The following is a 14,055-nucleotide window of genomic DNA, read 5'->3' on the forward strand; positions in this document are numbered from 1 at the left end:
CCGCTCGCTGCCGCCTTAATCGTGCGTCCGGCCGGTGTAGGCCGTCGCCTGCATCGACGGGCGCGCGATGAAGCCGCGATACCAGTCCCGGAGCCGTTCGTGCCGGTCGAAGCCCGGCAGGCCGCGGAAGACGATCCAGTCGAGCGCGGTGGCGATCGCGATATGCCCGATGGTCGTCGGGCCATCGAGGGCGGCGCTCTCCTCGAGGAAGGCATAGGCCGCGCGGAGCTTTCCCGCCTGGCCCTCGGCGAGCGCGGGATAGCGCAGCTCCGGCGGCCGCCGTTCCGTCTCCCAGCGCAGCAGGATGCCGGCGTCTGCAATGCCCCCGGCCAGCGCCGCAAGGCGAAGGGCCTGCCAGCGCGCCGGCCCCTCAGTCGGAATGAGCCTCGGGCCGTCGTGGAGGCCATCAAGATAGTCGCAGATGACGGCGGAATCGAACAGCGCCGTGCCGTCGTCGAGGATGAGGATCGGCACCTTGCCGAGCGGATTGAGGTGGTACACCGCGTCGTTACGGCGGGTGGGGCTGGTCTCGTGGTGTACGACATCGAGCCGCGGCAGGAGCCCCGTCTCATGGGCGAGGACCAGCACCTTGCGGGCGTAGGGCGAATGCGTCTGGTAGAGAAGCTGCATCACCTGGCCACCGGGTTGCCGCCCGCGAAGAGGCGGGACAGAAGGGGCGGGGCGGCATTGCTGCCGGTGAGGATGGTCGCGACCCGCCGGCCGGCGAACCGTTCCCGCCCCGCCATGACGGCCGCGAGGCCGGCCGCGCCCGCCGGCTCCGCGACGAGCCCGAGATGCAGCATCGTCAGCCGCATGGCGCGTTCGAGGTCGTCCTCGCCGACGGCCGCGATTGCGTCGAAGCAGCCCTCCAGCATGCGGAGCGCCTCCGGGATGGGGCGGCGCACGGCGATGCCGTCCGCGATCGTCGCGGCCGATCGCGTCTCGACCACCCGCCCCGTCTCCAGCGAGAGCTTCATGGAGGGCGCCTCATGGGCGACGACGGCGACGATCTCGACCTGCGGGGCCAGCGCCCGCACGGCCGCGCCGACGCCGGCGAGCAGCGCGCCGTTGCCGAGCGGAACGACGAGGGCGTCGAATTCGGCGAGGCTCCGCACAAGCTCGACGCCGATCGTCCCGGCACCGGCGGCGATCGTCCGCTCGGATCCGTCCTCGACGAAGCGAAGGCCGCGCTCCGTCGCATAGGCGCGCGCCGCGTCCTTGGCCGCATCGAAATCGTCCCCCGCAAGGTGGACCTCGGCTCCCATCTGCCGGAGCGTCTCGATCTTCGCCGGATTGGCGGTCGTCGCCGCGAAGACCACGCAGGCGTGGCCGCGGCGCAGGAGCGCGCGCGCAAGGCCCTGCCCGAAATTGCCGGCCGAAGCCGTGACGCAGCGCTCGCCTGCACCGAGAGCCAGCGCGGCGAAGGCCTCCGTGCCGCGTCCCTTGAAGGAACGGACCGGATTGAGCGTCTCGACCTTGACGGCGAGGCGGCAGCCGAGCGCGGCATCAAGCCCGGCATGGCCCGTAAGCGGCGTGCCGAGGAAGCATGCATCGATGTGGCGGCGCGCCGCCTCGATCTCGTCGAGCGCGATGGGCCTCGATGAGGCGAACGCAGAGGCAGATGAATGGGCGGAAGCGCTTGTCATCAGGGCCGTGACCTTTCTATGTCCGGCTTTCAGGGTAAGCTGCGAAGGCGGGGAATTTCCCCGTAGTTTGGCTCCGGTTCGGAAATTTCCGCATGTTCGCTGGACACGGTACTTAAATGCCGCACGATCTCGATCGCATCGACCGCAAGCTCCTGCAGATCGTGCAGGAGAATGCACGGCTTCCCGCCGAGAAGATCGGGGCGGCCATCGGCCTCTCGCCCTCGGCCGTGCAGCGCCGTCTGGCGCGGCTGCGCGACGGCGGCTTCATCACGGCGGAGGTCGCCGTGCTCGATGCCAAGGCCGCCGGCTTTCCCTTGACGATGATCGTCGACATCGAGGTCGAGCGCGAGCGACCGGAGCTGCTCACCGCCTTCAAGCGCTGGATCGCGCGCGAAGGCGCCATCCAGGAAGCCTGGTACGTCACCGGCGACAGCGATTTCGTGCTCGTCGTCGCGGCCCGTGACGTCGAGGACTACGACGCGCTCATGCAGCGCCTCGTCAGCGAGAACCCCAACATCCGCCGCTTCCGCACCAGGGTCACGCTCGGCACGCTGAAACGCGGCGCGACCGTGCCTCTGGAGTGAGAGGACCGCGCGACCGATTGTGATCGTCCGCCGCGTCGCCCCTGGCTAGGAGACCCGGCAGCTTGCGGTTAGAACTGGCAGGCGGTTCGGGTCCCGGCGGCAAGATGGCGCCGGTTCGCTTGAACATGCGCTGCACGATGCCATCAGCAGGATCTGGCCATTGACCGATCAACGCTTCAACGATGTCGGCGCCTGGGTGACCGAGGCGGGCCTCGTCGGAACCTCCGAGCCGGATCTCGTGCGCGGGTTCTGCGAGCGGCTCGTCGCCGCCGGCCTGCCGCTCACGCGGGCGACGGTGATCATCGACACGCTGCACCCCATTCACGAGGGCCGCGTCTTTCCGTGGTGGCGGGATGAAGAGCGGGAGGTGATCGAATACGGCCGGCTCGCCGCGAACACGGATGCCCAGGAGAACTGGCGCCGCAGCCCCTTCTTCCACATGCTGGAAAACGGCAGCACCACGCTGCGCCGCAATCTCGCCAAGGGCGACCCGGTGGATTTTCCCGTCCTCGTGGAACTGCGCGAACGGGGGCACACGGACTATGTCGCCTGCATCAACCGCTTCGCCGATGCGGGCTCGCTCGGCGAGATGGACTGCTTCTATTCCTCCTGGGCGAGCGATGCACCGGCAGGCTTCGCGGACGAGGAGGCCGATCTTCTCTGCCGCCTCGTGCCGCAGCTCGCCCTTGCCGTGAAGTGCTCCTCGCTCCTGCGCATCACCGGCACCCTGGTCGAGACCTATCTCGGCCGCGATGCCGGCCGCAGGGTCCTCGAAGGCCGCATCATGCGCGGGGTCGCCGACCAGGTGCGCTCGGTCCTCTGGTACAGCGACCTGCGCAGCTTCACGCAGATCACCAACACCGCCGCGCCCGACCAGATCATCCCCTTCCTCAACGACTATGCCGACGCCACCATCTCGACGATCCACGAGAAGGGCGGCGACGTCCTGAAACTGATGGGCGACGGCATCCTCGCGATCTTCCCCGCGGAGGAGCCGGGCGAGGCCTGCCGGGCCGCGCTCGACGCCGAGGCACTCCTGCGCCGTCGCGTGGCCGAGCTCAACCAGAGGCGCGTCGCCGAAGGCCTGCCGGTGACGGGGGCCTATGTCGGCCTGCACCTCGGCGATGTCTTCTTCGGCAACATCGGCAGCCAGGATCGCCTCGACTTCACGGTCATCGGCCCGGCGGTCAACATGGCGAGCCGCATCTCCGCAATGTGCCGGCTGCTCGAGCGAAAAGTGCTGCTGTCGTCCGCCTTCCTCGCGGCAACGCCCGAGCAGCTTTGCACCAACATCGTCTCTGTCGGCCACCATCCCCTGCGCGGCTTCGACAGGCACGAAGAGCTCTTCACGATCACAGCCCCCGCGGCATAGGGCATTTCGCCAGCCGGCCGCGCGGAGGCCTCCCCGGCGGATGCCGGCACATGCAACTTATTGCAATTCCAATGTTATCGCCGAAGCAGGAAGATCGTTGCGGCGGGCGTGCGCCAGTCGCACCTCACCTATTAGTTCCCGTCGGCCGCGCGCCGGGCGACCCCGACGTTGCGTTCTTCCTCAACGCCCTGCGCGGCCACGGCATGCGCCGGCTGCTGAGCGAGGCACCCGCCGAGCTCGACGTCGACGCGGTGGCCCGGCGGCTCGGGCTCACGCCGGCGCCGGCGTCAGCCGACACACCGTAAAAGGCGCATTTTTCGGGAACGGTCCGGCGATCAGGCAGTTCCGGTCGCATGAGCGAACCGCCGCCGCGGCATGCTTCAGCGCCACTGCGGCTCGCGGCGGCGCCCCCTCGGCAGGAGGGCAGGACCCGCGAGGAGAACGCCATGAGCAAGCACGCCAAGACTGGCAAGCCGACGGACCGCGACCTGAAGTCCAACCCCATGATGGGCGGGACGAAGGGCGCCGATCGCGCCGGGGTGACCCCGGACGAACTCGAGGAGATGAAGGGCGAGAACACGATCGAGGGCGATGTCGCCAATGACGTGAACCGGCAGGGCGGCATCGACAAGGACGTCGCACGCGGCAGCCGCCCGCTCACCCGGCCCTGACCGAGAGATGCAGGAGCACGCATCATGGCAGCGAACGCCAGAAAGCAGCTCGTCGACTTCGTGATCGACCGCGCGCTCGAGCCCGTCATGCGGGCGCGGCCCGACGGCCGCTCGCCGGCCGACCGGCGCAAGCTGGAGGACGTGCAGGACGCAACGCGGGCGGAGATCGAGCGCTACCGCAATTACGGCTCGGCCGGGGACGTCGTCGTCAATTTCCGCCGCGATCTGAGCTCGCGGGCCGCGAAGAAGGTGCACAGCGAACTCAGGGCCCTCAACCTTCCGACCATCGAGGACATCAAGGAGGCGTTCGAGGCGAAGGCCGAGGATCTCGGCGTCCGCCCCGGATCGTGAACCGCCACCCGTGAGCCGCCCCCGAGAGGCAGGACCGCCATGCGCAGGCAAGAAGCCCCCAGGACCGTCGTCATCACCGGCGCAACGAGCGGCATCGGCGAGGCGACCGCCTATGCCTTCGCCCGGCAGGGGGCGCGCCTCGTGCTCGCGGCGCGGGACGGCGATGCGCTCGATCCTATCGTCCGGCGCTGCCGCTCGCTCGGGGCGCGCGATGCGCTGGCGGTGCCGACGGACGTGACAAGCATCGATTCCGTCATGGAGCTGGCTGCCCGCGCCCGCGCGATCGGCCGGGGCATCGACGTGTGGTTCAGCAATGCCGGCGTCGGCGCGGTCGGCGCCTTCCACGAGACGCCGATGGCCGCCCACCAGCAGGTGATCCAGACCAACCTCGTCGGCCACATGCACGATGCCTATGCGGCGCTGCCGATCTTCCTGCGGCAGGGGCACGGCATCTTCATCAACATGATCTCGCTCGGCGCCTTCGCCCCCGCTCCCTTCGCGACGGCCTATTCGGCCAGCAAATACGGGCTGAGCGGCTTCTCGGCGGCGCTGCGGGGGGAACTGCGCGGCCATCCGGACATCCATATCTGCGATGTCTATCCGTCCTTCATCGACACGCCGGGCCTCAGCCACAGCGCCAACTACGTCGGCCGGGCGCTGACGGCGCCGCCGCCCGTCTATGATGCACGCCGGGTGGCGCGGGCTGTCGTCCGCCTCGCGGATCGCCCGCGGCCGACGACCGTCGTCGGCTCCTTCGCGCATCTTGCCCGGCTGGGACATGCGCTTGCGCCGGAGCTCGGCACCCGGTTGCTCGCCATGATCATTGAGGCCTATTTCCGCCGCGCCGAGCGCGTGCCCGTGACCGATGGAAACCTGTTCGCGCCGCCGCGGAAGCCCGGCGGCATCGACGGGGGTCTGCGCAGCCCGACGGCCCGCTATACCGCGGTTCTTGCCGCGGCGCTCGTCGCGGGCGCCGCGGCGGGACTGCTCCTGGGCGGGCGGCGATCACACCACGCCGGCGCGGACCGGAGCCGCTGACGAAGGCAGGCCCGATCGACGCCCGCAGCAAACGGAGGACGACATGAACGATCCGAAGATGGGACAAGGCCGCAAGACGCACGAGCAGCAGATCCGCACATTCGAGCGAAAGCCGGACATGCCGGATCCGCGCAACCCCGCCTCCATGCCGGAGCGCGAGCCGGGCATCGCCGCAAGGGACCGCAAGGACAAGGCGCGCCAGAGCGAGTTTCCGGTCAGCCACAGGGGCATGAACCAGGAGAGCAAGCACAACAAGAAGCGCTCGGACGGGACGTGAGGGTGCGCTAGCGGGCGCACCCGACAACGATGCCGCCGCCGGTCGCGGCGGCGGCCTGTTCACCCCATCGGGACGTCTCAGTGCTTGGCAGTGGCGGAGGGGTCCTTCTCCAACAGGAAGAACCGGGACGTGATGCTGTCGAAATGGTTCTCCAGCCACTTCGCCATGGCGAGTTCCTCCTGCAGGATCTCGCCGCAGACGCGCTCCGTCTCGGCATCGCCCAGCTCGCGGGCCGCCGCCATGAGGATCCGGTAGCTCGCGATTTCCATATGCTCGAAGGCATAGCTCGCCAGCACGCCCTTCATCACCTCGTCGCTGGTGAAAACGCCGCTCAGGGCCTGGCCGAGCCCCAACAGCTTCGTGCCGGTGTCCTTGATGGTGGAGGTATCGCTGCCGAGCCGCTGCAGACACGCCCGCACACGCTCCGCCTGTCTCTCGGTCTCCGTGACATGCTGCTCCATGCGCGCCTTGAGCTCGGGATAGTTCTCGATGCGCCCGGCGAGATTGCTGAGCATGGTGATCGCCTGCTCCTCGGCGGCGTGGGCGTCTCTCAGCCAGGAAAGCAGATGGTCCTTGGGGTCGGTCATGGCAGAACTCCGTGGCAGAACTTCGCATTGGTCCGCCAGCGAACCGTCATCGACGGCAAATGTTCCTCGGCCCCGGGGACAGAACGCTCCGGTTGTCCGCGTGCGAGATGGCTGCTAAGCAGGGCATCTCCCGCGATCACCTGATCACCCGGACACGAGCCATGGAATCGAAGCAGTCAGACCGCTGAGCCGCAACAACCAGCCTCGTTGTTGCGGCAGTCTGCTCGGTTCACCTTTCACAAGAAGACAGCGCAGGCCGCCGCCGAATGTCACCCATTTGCGCGGACGCTTCGCCATGCCTCGTCAAAACACACGGCCGTGGGCCTACGGCCTGCCGGCGGCCCTCATGCTGCTGGCTCCCTTCAACATTCTCGCCTCGCTGGGAATGGACATCTATCTGCCGGTGATCCCCGCCATGCCCGGCATCCTCGGGACCACGCCGGCTGTGGTCCAGATGACGCTCACCCTCTACATGATCATGCTCGGCGTCGGGCAGATCGTCTTCGGTCCCCTCTCCGACCACCTCGGCCGCCGGCCGGTACTGATCGGCGGCGCCGTCCTGTTCGCGCTCGCGTCCTTCGCGCTCGCCGCGACGACATCGGCGCCACTTTTCGTGTCGCTGCGCGTCCTCCAGGCGGTCGGGGCGTCGGCCGCGCTCGTCGCCGTCTTCGCCACGGTGCGCGACGTCTATGCCGAGAAGCCGGAGAGCGCCGTCGTCTACAGCCTGATGAACGCCATGCTCGCCTTCGTGCCGGCGCTGGGGCCCATCGCCGGGGCGCTCATCGCCACCACGTTCGGCTGGCCGGCCATCTTCGTCGCCCTCGGCGCCCCGGCCATCGCCATGCTGACCGTGGCGCTGCCCGCCTGGCACGAGACACGGCCACAGCGGCATGAACGCGAGCGGCCCGCCTTCGGCCCGGTGCTGAGGAGCCCGGCCTTCTGGACCTATACGGCCGGCTTCGGGACGGCGATGGGCACCTTCTTCGTGTTCTTCTCGGCGGCTCCGCGGGTCCTCATCGACGGCGCCGGCTTCTCCGAGCTCGGCTTCAGCCTCGCCTTCGCGAGCGTGGCCGTAGTCATGATCGGTACCGCGCGTCTCGCCGGGCGTGTCGTCAAACGGTGGGGCACTGCCGGCACTGCCATGCGCGGCCTCACGCTGCTCATCCTGGGCGCCGGGCTGCTGCTGCCCGGTCAGTTTCTGGCCACCCCTTCATTCTGGTCCTTCGTCGCGCCCATGTGGGTCATGGCTGTCGGGATCGTGTTCATCACCTCCGTCACGGCCAATGGCGCGCTGCAGGAGTTCGGCGCCATTGCCGGCACGGCCGTCGCCCTGCATTTCTGCGTGCAGAGCCTCATCACCGGCCTCGTCGGCACCGGCTTCGTGATCGCGCTCGGCGGCGACACGGCCTGGCCCCTGATCGGCTATTCGGCCGGCATGGCGGCGCTCACCCTCACGGCGCTGCTGCGGCTCGGCCGGCGGCGCTCGCGCCCGCAGCCCGTGTAACGGATCGCATGGGCGGCCTTCTCTCGAGGGCCGCCCATGGCTGGCGGGAACGTCAGCCGGCGGCCTTGTCGCGGCTCGCGGCGAGCCGCTCGGCATAGGCGAGCGCGGCGAGCATGTTGACGTGCTTGGCCTTGCCCGTGCCGGCGATGTCGAAGGCGGTGCCGTGGTCGACGGAGGTGCGGTCGATCGGCAGGCCGAGCGAGACGTTCACGGCGCTGTCGAAGGCGACGAGCTTGATCGGGATGTGACCCTGGTCGTGGTATTGCGCGACGACGAGATCGAAGGCGCCCTGATAGGCGCGATAGTAGAGCGTATCGGCCGAGATCGGGCCCTCGACATCGATGCCCTCGGCCTTCGCCGCCACCACGGCGGGCCGCAGCGCGTCGTCGTCCTCGGTGCCGAACAGGCCGTTCTCGCCGCAGTGCGGGTTCATGCCGGCGACGGCGATGCGCGGGCGCTCGTAGCCCATGCGGCGCAGATGCGCGTGGCCGGTGCGGATCGTGGCGAGCACCCGCTCGGTCGTCGCCCGGCCGATGGCGTCGCGCAGGGCGACATGGGTCGAGACATGGATGACCTTGAGACGCTCCGACGCGAGCAGCATCCAGGACGAGGCCGATTGCGTCAGGGCTGCGAGCAGCCCCGTGTGGCCGTCGTAGTGGTGGCCGGCCGCATTGAGCGCCTCCTTGCTGATGGGCGCCGTGACGATGCCCGCGGCCTCGCCCTTCAGCGCCATCTCGACCGCGCGGCGGATATACTGGTAGCTCGCCTCGCCACAGGCGGGGCTCAGCACGCTGAACCGGCCCGGCAGGCCGGCGACCGGCACATGGACGAGGGCGATGCCGTCGGCGACGGGCGAGCCATCGAAATCGGCGAGCGCGAGCGACAGGCCGCAGACCTTAAGCGCGCGTTCGAGCGTCTCCCGGTCGCCGATGACGACGAAGCGCGCCCGGCTCTCGGCGTCCCGCTCCGCGAGCGCCTTGACGATGACCTCGGCACCGACGCCCGAAGGGTCTCCCATCGTGATGGCGATAGGCGGCAAGGAAGAGGTCATGTCGGGGTGTTCCTTCGTTGGGCGCCGCAGCGCATGCTGGCATTTGTTAAGTGGTATATCGCGCCATCGCCTCCCGACGCAATGCCGGTCAGGCTACCGTTGCGGCATTGATGCCATCCGGAAGGTCACTGTTGTTGTCCGACCGTGGACAGGTCGACCTGACAGGTTTACCTATATAGTTCCACAACGATGGGGCGGGAACCATGTCGACACAGGTGCTGATGGTGGCGGACGACCTGACGGGCGCGCTCGATTCCGCCGTCGCCCTTGCCGCCCGCGGCCTGTCGACAGTGGTTGCGCGCCGGCCCTCCGACCTGCCGGAGGCGCTTGCGCGCGAGCCGGACGTGGTCGCCGTCAGCACCGCCTCGCGCGAGGGCACGGCCGCAGAGGCCGAGCAGTCGGTCGCAGCAGCCCTGGCGCCCTTCGGAGCGCAACTGCCCCCGATCGTCTTCAAGAAGGTCGATTCCCGCCTCAAGGGTCATGTCGCCGCGGAGACGGCGATCGTCCTGCAGGCAGCGGGGGCGGAAGAGATCCTGTTCTGCCCCGCGATTCCTGACATGGGCCGCATCGTGCGCGCGGGGCAGCTCAGCGGAATGGGCATCGCGAAGCCCATCGCGCTCGCCGACGTGATGGCGGGCCTGCCGGCGCGCCTTGTCATGCCCGATTGCGAGAGCGAGGGCGAGCTCGATGCGGCGGTTGCCGGCATGGGGCCGCGCGCGCTCCTTGCCGGAGCCCGCGGCCTGGCCGGCGCCCTGGCACGCCGCCTGGCGCCGAATGCTGCTGTGCCAAGCCGCCCGCGCGTTGAAGGCCCGCTGCTGCTCGCCGTCGGCTCGCGCGACCCGATCTCGCTGGCGCAGGTCGCCGTCCTCCTCGACACCTGCGGTATTCCCTGCATCGACGCGCCGGACGGTGCCGTGCCGCCAGCCGTCCTGCCCCGTGAAAGCACGGTGCTCGTGCGCATGGTGCCGGGCCCGGGCGCCTCGCCGGGTGCCGCGGGCGAGCGGTTCGCGCAAGGCCTGCGCACGGCGGTCAGCAGCTTCGCGCCGCGCACCCTCTTCGCCTGCGGCGGGGAGACGGCAGACGCCCTCCTCGGCGAACTCGGCGTGGGCGTCCTCGCGCTCGAGGGCGAGGTCCTTGCCGGCGTGCCCGTCTCGCACTTCTCCTTCGGCGGGGCGGACATGCGGCTCGTCACCAAGTCCGGCGGCTTCGGCCCGTCCGAGCTCCTGCTCTCGCTGGTGGCCATGATTGAGTCCGGCCGACAACTTGACCTATTATCGGGCGGTCGGAATCGCGTGTGATGGCGCAAGGAGCCCTGGTGCAGCAACAACGTCAGAAGCCGCGGGCAACGCTTGCCGATCGCGTCTATCATTCCCTGTTCAGCCGCATATCGAGCGGCGACTATCCCGCCAACCAGAAGCTGCCGCCCGAAAAGCAGCTGTCGCAGGAATTCGACGTCTCGCGTCCCGTGCTGCGCGCGGCGCTGGAGCGGCTGCGCAGCGAGGGGCTGATCTATTCGCGCCAGGGCGCGGGCAATTTCGTGCGGGCGCCGCAGCAGGAGGCGCCGCTGGGTTTCGCCCGCGTGGAGACGATCGCCGACATCCAGCGCTGCTACGAGTTCCGCCTGACGATCGAGCCCGATGCGGCGCGCCTCGCCGCCCAGCGGCGCAACGCCGCCGCCCTTGCGGAGATGGAGGAGGCGCTGAAGCTGCTGAGCGCCGCCACGGGCTCGCACATCCACCGCGAGGATGCGGATTTCGCCTTTCATCTCGCCGTGACGCGCGCGTCCAACAACCAGTATTTCGAAGCCTCCATGCGCGCCCTGCGCCAGCACATCCATGTCGGCATGAAGATGCACGGCCAGTCGCTGATGTCCGACGGGCCGAAGGGCCTCGAGGAGGTGCTGGCGGAGCACAACGCCATCTATGAGGCCATCCGCGACCGCGACGGCGACCGGGCCCGCGACGTCATGCGCGAACACATCGTCAACTCCCGCGACCGCCTCTTCGGCGGCAGCCTCATCGACCTGTCGATGTGAGGGGCCGGCGCCCGTCAGAGCGCCGGCGGCAGGGATACGCCGTATCGCTCGGCGTAGGGCGCGAGCGTCTCCACGATGCCGGGATGGAGCACGACGCCCTGCGCGAGCGCCTCGCGCTTGCGCCTCAGCGCCGCCTCGCCCGGCAGCCGCACCCGCTCGACCCCGGGACGCGGCGGGTTGGCGCGGCAGGCGTCGGCCAGCCAGCCGGTCTGGCGCAGGAAGGCCTCGCGCCCGCCGAAAGCTTCCGGGTCGTAGACCTGCACCGTCACCGCCGCATTCGTGCCCTTGGGCGCGTCCGCACGGCCGTAGCCGGCGAGCCCTTGCGTCAGCGCCTCGGCGTGAAGGGCCATGCCATAGCCCTTCTGCCCGTGGTCGAGGCCGCCCGTCGGCAAAAGCGTGCCGCCGCGGTTGATGACGGTCGGGTCGTTCGTCGGGTTGCCCTCGGCATCCATCAGCCAGTCGTGCGGGAAGCGGCCGCCTTCGCGGATCAGGCGTTGGCTCATGTTCACGGTGGTGATGGAGGCGGAGATGTCGATCAGGATGGGATCGCCGGGCGTCGGGATGCCGTGCGCCACCGGGTCGGGCGTGTAGAGCCCCTTGAGGCCGCCGAAGGGCGCGACCTGCGCGCCCGATGGCGAGGAACTCGCCACCGTCACCATCATGCCCCGCTCGGTCGCGATCGGCAGATAGGCCGCCAGGCAGCCGATGTGATGGCTGTCGCCGATGACGACGGTCGCTGCCCCGTGGACGGCGGCCCGCGTCGCGGCGAGCTCCACCGCCTGCGCGGTCAGCCAGGCGCCAGGCAGGCGACGTCCGCGCCAGCAGACGACCGCTCCGCGGTCGGACAGCACCTCCGGTGCGCCGGCCTTCGCCATCACGCCGTCCTCGATGCCCTGCAGATACCAGCCGGCGAGCGCGAGGCCGTGCGTCGTGTGGCCCATGAGATCGGCCTCGACGAGATAGCGCGCCACGGCGACCGCCTTCTCCTCCTCGAGGCCGGCCGCGGCAAAGAGCGCCTGCGCCACCTCCCGCAGGGCCGCGGCGTCGTAGCGGGAATGTTCCTCTTCGCTCGTCATCGCTCGAAGACCTCCGGGTTGAGGACGCGGGCGGGACGGCCGCCGGCCATCAGCGCCTCGATGTCGGCGATGTTCATCAGGCCGACGCGCTCCACCGCCTCGACGGTATCAGCCCCGGTATGCGGCGAGAAGATCACGTTCGGCAGCGAGAAGAGCGGATGCGAAACGTCCGGCGGCTCCGACACATAGGCGTCGAGGGCGGCGCCCCCGAGCCGGCCGTCCGCAAGCGCGGCATGGAGCGCGTCGGCATCCACCACCTCGCCGCGGGCGAGATTGAGGAGGCACGCCGTCGGCTTCATGCGGACGAGGCGTTCGGCCCCGATGAGCGCGGCATTGTCCTTGCCGCCGAAGACGTGCAGCGAAACGAAGTCGCTCACCGCGAGGAGCGCATCGAGGTCCATCAGTTCGATGCCGTGCTCCACCATGAAGGCCTTGTCCGGATAGAGGTCCGACGCGACCACCTTCATGCCGAGGGCGAGCGCCTTCAGTGCCAGCATCTTGCCGATGTTGCCGAGGCCGACGATGCCGAGCGTGCGCCCGGCGATCTCGATGCCGACCTTGCGGTCCCAGCCGCCGGCGATCACGCTCGCATGGCCCTGGGGAATGCGGCGCGCGAAGGAGAACATCATGCCGAGCGCGAGTTCTGCGACCGCGTTGGCATTGGCGCCGGGCGTGTTGAGGACGGGGATGCCGCGGGCGGTGCAGGCGGGGATATCGATGTTGTCGGTGCCGACGCCGTGCTTCAGCACCGCCTTCAGCCGCGGCGCCGCCTTAAGCGTCGCCGCCGTGACGGGCACGAGGCCGACGACGAGATAGTCGACGCGCGGCAGGTGCTGGCCGAGGCCGCCGTCGGGGCGGCTCGTGTCGATGCAGCGGACGAGTTCCCAGCCGTTCTCGGCGAGCTTGTCCGGCACGCGCCCGTGCCGGCCGAAGCCGGGAGAGGTGGTTGCGATGACGGTCATGCGTGCTCCGGGGCGAGGCCGTGGGCCGCGAGGATGGCGGCGATCTTCGCATCCTGCGCCGGATCGGGCGCGAGGGCCGGCTGCCGGCTGGCGCCGACGGACCTGTCCATCAGGTAGAGCGCGCGCTTGACCATCGCCGGCGGGTAGCCGAGGGCGTAGAGGTCCTTGCGCAGGGCCGTGAACGTCTCCTGCTGGCGCTCGGCCTCGGCAAGGTCGCCCGCGTTGAAGGCGCGGGTGAGGGCCGCGAGCGTCTCGGGCATGACGTTGCCGAGACCGGAGATGCAGCCGCGGGCCCCATTGCTGAAAGCCCAGTAGACGAGCGAGTCCGGCCCGGAATAGACGTCGAAGGACCCGTTGCTGTCACGCGAGACGGCGAGATAGGCCTCGAGCGTCTCCTGGGCGCCGCCCGAATCCTTGATGCCGGCGATATTGCCGTGACGGGCGAGCAGGCGGGCCGTCTCCGGCTCGATGTGGTTCTGCGTGCGCGCCGGGATGTCGTAGAGATAGACCGGCGTTGCGACCGCATCGGCCACCGCCGTGAAATGGCGGATGAGCCCCTCCTGGGTGCAGGAGATGAAATAGGGCGTGATGACGGCGATGCCGTCGACGCCGATCCGGTCGAATTCCTTCGCGAGGAGCACGGTCTCGTAGGTCGCCGGCATGCCGGCGTTGACGATGACCTTGGCGCGCCCGGCGACCTCGTCCACCACCTCGGCGCACAGGCGCACCTTCTCCGCGAAGGTCAGGGCCGTGAAGTCGCCGTTGGTCCCGGCGCACAGGATGTTGTTGCCGGCTTCGACCTGCCGGTGTGCCTGGGCCCGCGTGGCCGCATAGTTGAGGCTCTCGTCCCCGTCGAAGCAGGTGACGAGGGCAACGAAGCTTTCCTTGGCTGTCATGGATG

At 69.5% G+C, this 14,055-nt stretch carries 17 protein-coding genes; 10 read left to right on the forward strand and 7 right to left on the reverse strand.

Annotated features, from left to right (window positions below):
* Positions 1-15 precede the first annotated feature (15 nt).
* Both AL346_RS23460 and AL346_RS23465 read right to left on the reverse strand, forming a co-directional pair.
* Positions 16-630 (reverse strand): glutathione S-transferase family protein, encoded by a 615-nt coding sequence (locus AL346_RS23460; RefSeq protein WP_019404907.1) that lies wholly within the window; start codon positions 628-630, stop codon positions 16-18.
* A complete protein-coding gene (locus AL346_RS23465) occupies positions 630-1,646 on the reverse strand; it encodes a threonine/serine dehydratase (RefSeq protein WP_019404908.1) in 1,017 nt (338 codons plus the stop codon). The genes AL346_RS23460 and AL346_RS23465 overlap by 1 nt, the downstream gene beginning before the upstream one ends.
* Positions 1,647-1,762: 116 nt before the next feature.
* On the opposite strand from AL346_RS23465, the gene AL346_RS23470 reads away from it, so the two are divergent.
* The 7 genes from AL346_RS23470 (at position 1,763) to AL346_RS23495 (ending at position 5,939) form a co-directional block, all read left to right on the forward strand.
* On the forward strand, positions 1,763-2,230 hold the full coding sequence (locus AL346_RS23470) for an Lrp/AsnC family transcriptional regulator (RefSeq protein ID WP_019404909.1): 468 nt from the start codon (positions 1,763-1,765) through the stop codon (positions 2,228-2,230).
* Between the two features lie 160 nt (positions 2,231-2,390).
* A complete protein-coding gene (locus tag AL346_RS23475) occupies positions 2,391-3,602 on the forward strand; it encodes an adenylate/guanylate cyclase domain-containing protein (RefSeq protein WP_082312705.1) in 1,212 nt (403 codons plus the stop codon).
* A gap of 71 nt (positions 3,603-3,673) precedes the next feature.
* A complete protein-coding gene (locus tag AL346_RS25255) occupies positions 3,674-3,907 on the forward strand; it encodes a hypothetical protein (protein ID WP_156332931.1) in 234 nt (77 codons plus the stop codon).
* 141 nt (positions 3,908-4,048) lie between these two features.
* On the forward strand, positions 4,049-4,273 hold the full coding sequence (locus AL346_RS23480; protein ID WP_053194205.1) for a hypothetical protein: 225 nt from the start codon (positions 4,049-4,051) through the stop codon (positions 4,271-4,273).
* 24 nt (positions 4,274-4,297) lie between these two features.
* Positions 4,298-4,624, forward strand: coding sequence for a hypothetical protein (locus AL346_RS23485; RefSeq protein WP_053194207.1), 327 nt, complete (start codon positions 4,298-4,300; stop codon positions 4,622-4,624).
* A 39-nt stretch (positions 4,625-4,663) separates the two neighbouring features.
* Entirely contained in the window at positions 4,664-5,662 is a 999-nt protein-coding gene (locus AL346_RS23490; protein ID WP_019402680.1) for an SDR family oxidoreductase, read from the forward strand.
* Positions 5,663-5,705: 43 nt separating this feature from the next.
* Positions 5,706-5,939: a hypothetical protein gene (locus AL346_RS23495; protein ID WP_053194209.1), complete on the forward strand. Its 234-nt coding sequence runs from the start codon at positions 5,706-5,708 to the stop codon at positions 5,937-5,939.
* A gap of 77 nt (positions 5,940-6,016) precedes the next feature.
* Here the strand turns inward: AL346_RS23495 and AL346_RS23500 are convergent, their stop codons facing one another.
* Positions 6,017-6,526 carry a ferritin-like domain-containing protein gene (locus AL346_RS23500; RefSeq protein ID WP_019402678.1) on the reverse strand — a complete coding sequence of 170 codons (510 nt, stop codon included), beginning with the start codon at positions 6,524-6,526 and terminating at the stop codon, positions 6,017-6,019.
* A 295-nt stretch (positions 6,527-6,821) separates the two neighbouring features.
* Here AL346_RS23500 and cml point away from each other — a divergent pair, with 295 nt between their 5' ends.
* Entirely contained in the window at positions 6,822-8,030 is a 1,209-nt protein-coding gene (cml, locus tag AL346_RS23505) for a CmlA/FloR family chloramphenicol efflux MFS transporter (RefSeq protein WP_026015221.1), read from the forward strand.
* A gap of 52 nt (positions 8,031-8,082) precedes the next feature.
* Here the strand turns inward: cml and pdxA are convergent, their stop codons facing one another.
* Complete coding sequence (gene pdxA, locus AL346_RS23510; RefSeq protein WP_019402675.1) at positions 8,083-9,081, reverse strand: 4-hydroxythreonine-4-phosphate dehydrogenase PdxA; 999 nt, start codon at positions 9,079-9,081, stop codon at positions 8,083-8,085.
* Positions 9,082-9,284: 203 nt separating this feature from the next.
* Here pdxA and AL346_RS23515 point away from each other — a divergent pair, with 203 nt between their 5' ends.
* Together AL346_RS23515 and AL346_RS23520 are read left to right on the forward strand one after the other, a co-directional pair.
* Positions 9,285-10,379: a four-carbon acid sugar kinase family protein gene (locus tag AL346_RS23515; RefSeq protein WP_019402674.1), complete on the forward strand. Its 1,095-nt coding sequence runs from the start codon at positions 9,285-9,287 to the stop codon at positions 10,377-10,379.
* Entirely contained in the window at positions 10,379-11,116 is a 738-nt protein-coding gene (locus tag AL346_RS23520; RefSeq protein ID WP_040404659.1) for a FadR/GntR family transcriptional regulator, read from the forward strand. The genes AL346_RS23515 and AL346_RS23520 overlap by 1 nt, the downstream gene beginning before the upstream one ends.
* 14 nt (positions 11,117-11,130) lie before the next feature.
* On the opposite strand, the gene AL346_RS23525 is transcribed toward AL346_RS23520, so the two are convergent.
* From AL346_RS23525 to AL346_RS23535, 3 genes are read right to left on the reverse strand one after another with little or no spacing between them, the layout of a single operon-like run.
* A complete protein-coding gene (locus tag AL346_RS23525; protein WP_019402672.1) occupies positions 11,131-12,192 on the reverse strand; it encodes an Ldh family oxidoreductase in 1,062 nt (353 codons plus the stop codon).
* Positions 12,189-13,154 carry a phosphoglycerate dehydrogenase gene (locus tag AL346_RS23530; RefSeq protein ID WP_019402671.1) on the reverse strand — a complete coding sequence of 322 codons (966 nt, stop codon included), beginning with the start codon at positions 13,152-13,154 and terminating at the stop codon, positions 12,189-12,191. Before AL346_RS23530 ends, AL346_RS23525 begins: the two co-directional genes overlap by 4 nt.
* Entirely contained in the window at positions 13,151-14,050 is a 900-nt protein-coding gene (locus AL346_RS23535; RefSeq protein ID WP_019402670.1) for a dihydrodipicolinate synthase family protein, read from the reverse strand. The genes AL346_RS23530 and AL346_RS23535 overlap by 4 nt, the downstream gene beginning before the upstream one ends.
* Positions 14,051-14,055: the final 5 nt, after the last annotated feature.

The sequence above is a fragment of the Chelatococcus sp. CO-6 genome, assembly GCF_001271345.1.
Taxonomy (GTDB): Bacteria; Pseudomonadota; Alphaproteobacteria; order Rhizobiales; family Beijerinckiaceae; genus Chelatococcus_A; species Chelatococcus_A caeni.

What these genes read in the sequence shown, in the direction of transcription:
- AL346_RS23460 (WP_019404907.1), bottom strand. Translation starts at nt 630, where the DNA reads ATGCAGCTTCTCTACCAGACGCATTCGCCCTACGCCCGCAAGGTGCTG.
- AL346_RS23465 (WP_019404908.1), bottom strand. Translation starts at nt 1,646, where the DNA reads ATGACAAGCGCTTCCGCCCATTCATCTGCCTCTGCGTTCGCCTCATCG.
- AL346_RS23470 (WP_019404909.1), top strand. Translation starts at nt 1,763, where the DNA reads ATGCCGCACGATCTCGATCGCATCGACCGCAAGCTCCTGCAGATCGTG.
- AL346_RS25255 (WP_156332931.1), top strand. Translation starts at nt 3,674, where the DNA reads ATGTTATCGCCGAAGCAGGAAGATCGTTGCGGCGGGCGTGCGCCAGTC.
- AL346_RS23480 (WP_053194205.1), top strand. Translation starts at nt 4,049, where the DNA reads ATGAGCAAGCACGCCAAGACTGGCAAGCCGACGGACCGCGACCTGAAG.
- AL346_RS23485 (WP_053194207.1), top strand. Translation starts at nt 4,298, where the DNA reads ATGGCAGCGAACGCCAGAAAGCAGCTCGTCGACTTCGTGATCGACCGC.
- AL346_RS23490 (WP_019402680.1), top strand. Translation starts at nt 4,664, where the DNA reads ATGCGCAGGCAAGAAGCCCCCAGGACCGTCGTCATCACCGGCGCAACG.
- AL346_RS23495 (WP_053194209.1), top strand. Translation starts at nt 5,706, where the DNA reads ATGAACGATCCGAAGATGGGACAAGGCCGCAAGACGCACGAGCAGCAG.
- AL346_RS23500 (WP_019402678.1), bottom strand. Translation starts at nt 6,526, where the DNA reads ATGACCGACCCCAAGGACCATCTGCTTTCCTGGCTGAGAGACGCCCAC.
- cml (WP_026015221.1), top strand. Translation starts at nt 6,822, where the DNA reads ATGCCTCGTCAAAACACACGGCCGTGGGCCTACGGCCTGCCGGCGGCC.
- pdxA (WP_019402675.1), bottom strand. Translation starts at nt 9,081, where the DNA reads ATGACCTCTTCCTTGCCGCCTATCGCCATCACGATGGGAGACCCTTCG.
- AL346_RS23515 (WP_019402674.1), top strand. Translation starts at nt 9,285, where the DNA reads ATGTCGACACAGGTGCTGATGGTGGCGGACGACCTGACGGGCGCGCTC.
- AL346_RS23520 (WP_040404659.1), top strand. Translation starts at nt 10,379, where the DNA reads ATGGCGCAAGGAGCCCTGGTGCAGCAACAACGTCAGAAGCCGCGGGCA.
- AL346_RS23525 (WP_019402672.1), bottom strand. Translation starts at nt 12,192, where the DNA reads ATGACGAGCGAAGAGGAACATTCCCGCTACGACGCCGCGGCCCTGCGG.
- AL346_RS23530 (WP_019402671.1), bottom strand. Translation starts at nt 13,154, where the DNA reads ATGACCGTCATCGCAACCACCTCTCCCGGCTTCGGCCGGCACGGGCGC.
- AL346_RS23535 (WP_019402670.1), bottom strand. Translation starts at nt 14,050, where the DNA reads ATGACAGCCAAGGAAAGCTTCGTTGCCCTCGTCACCTGCTTCGACGGG.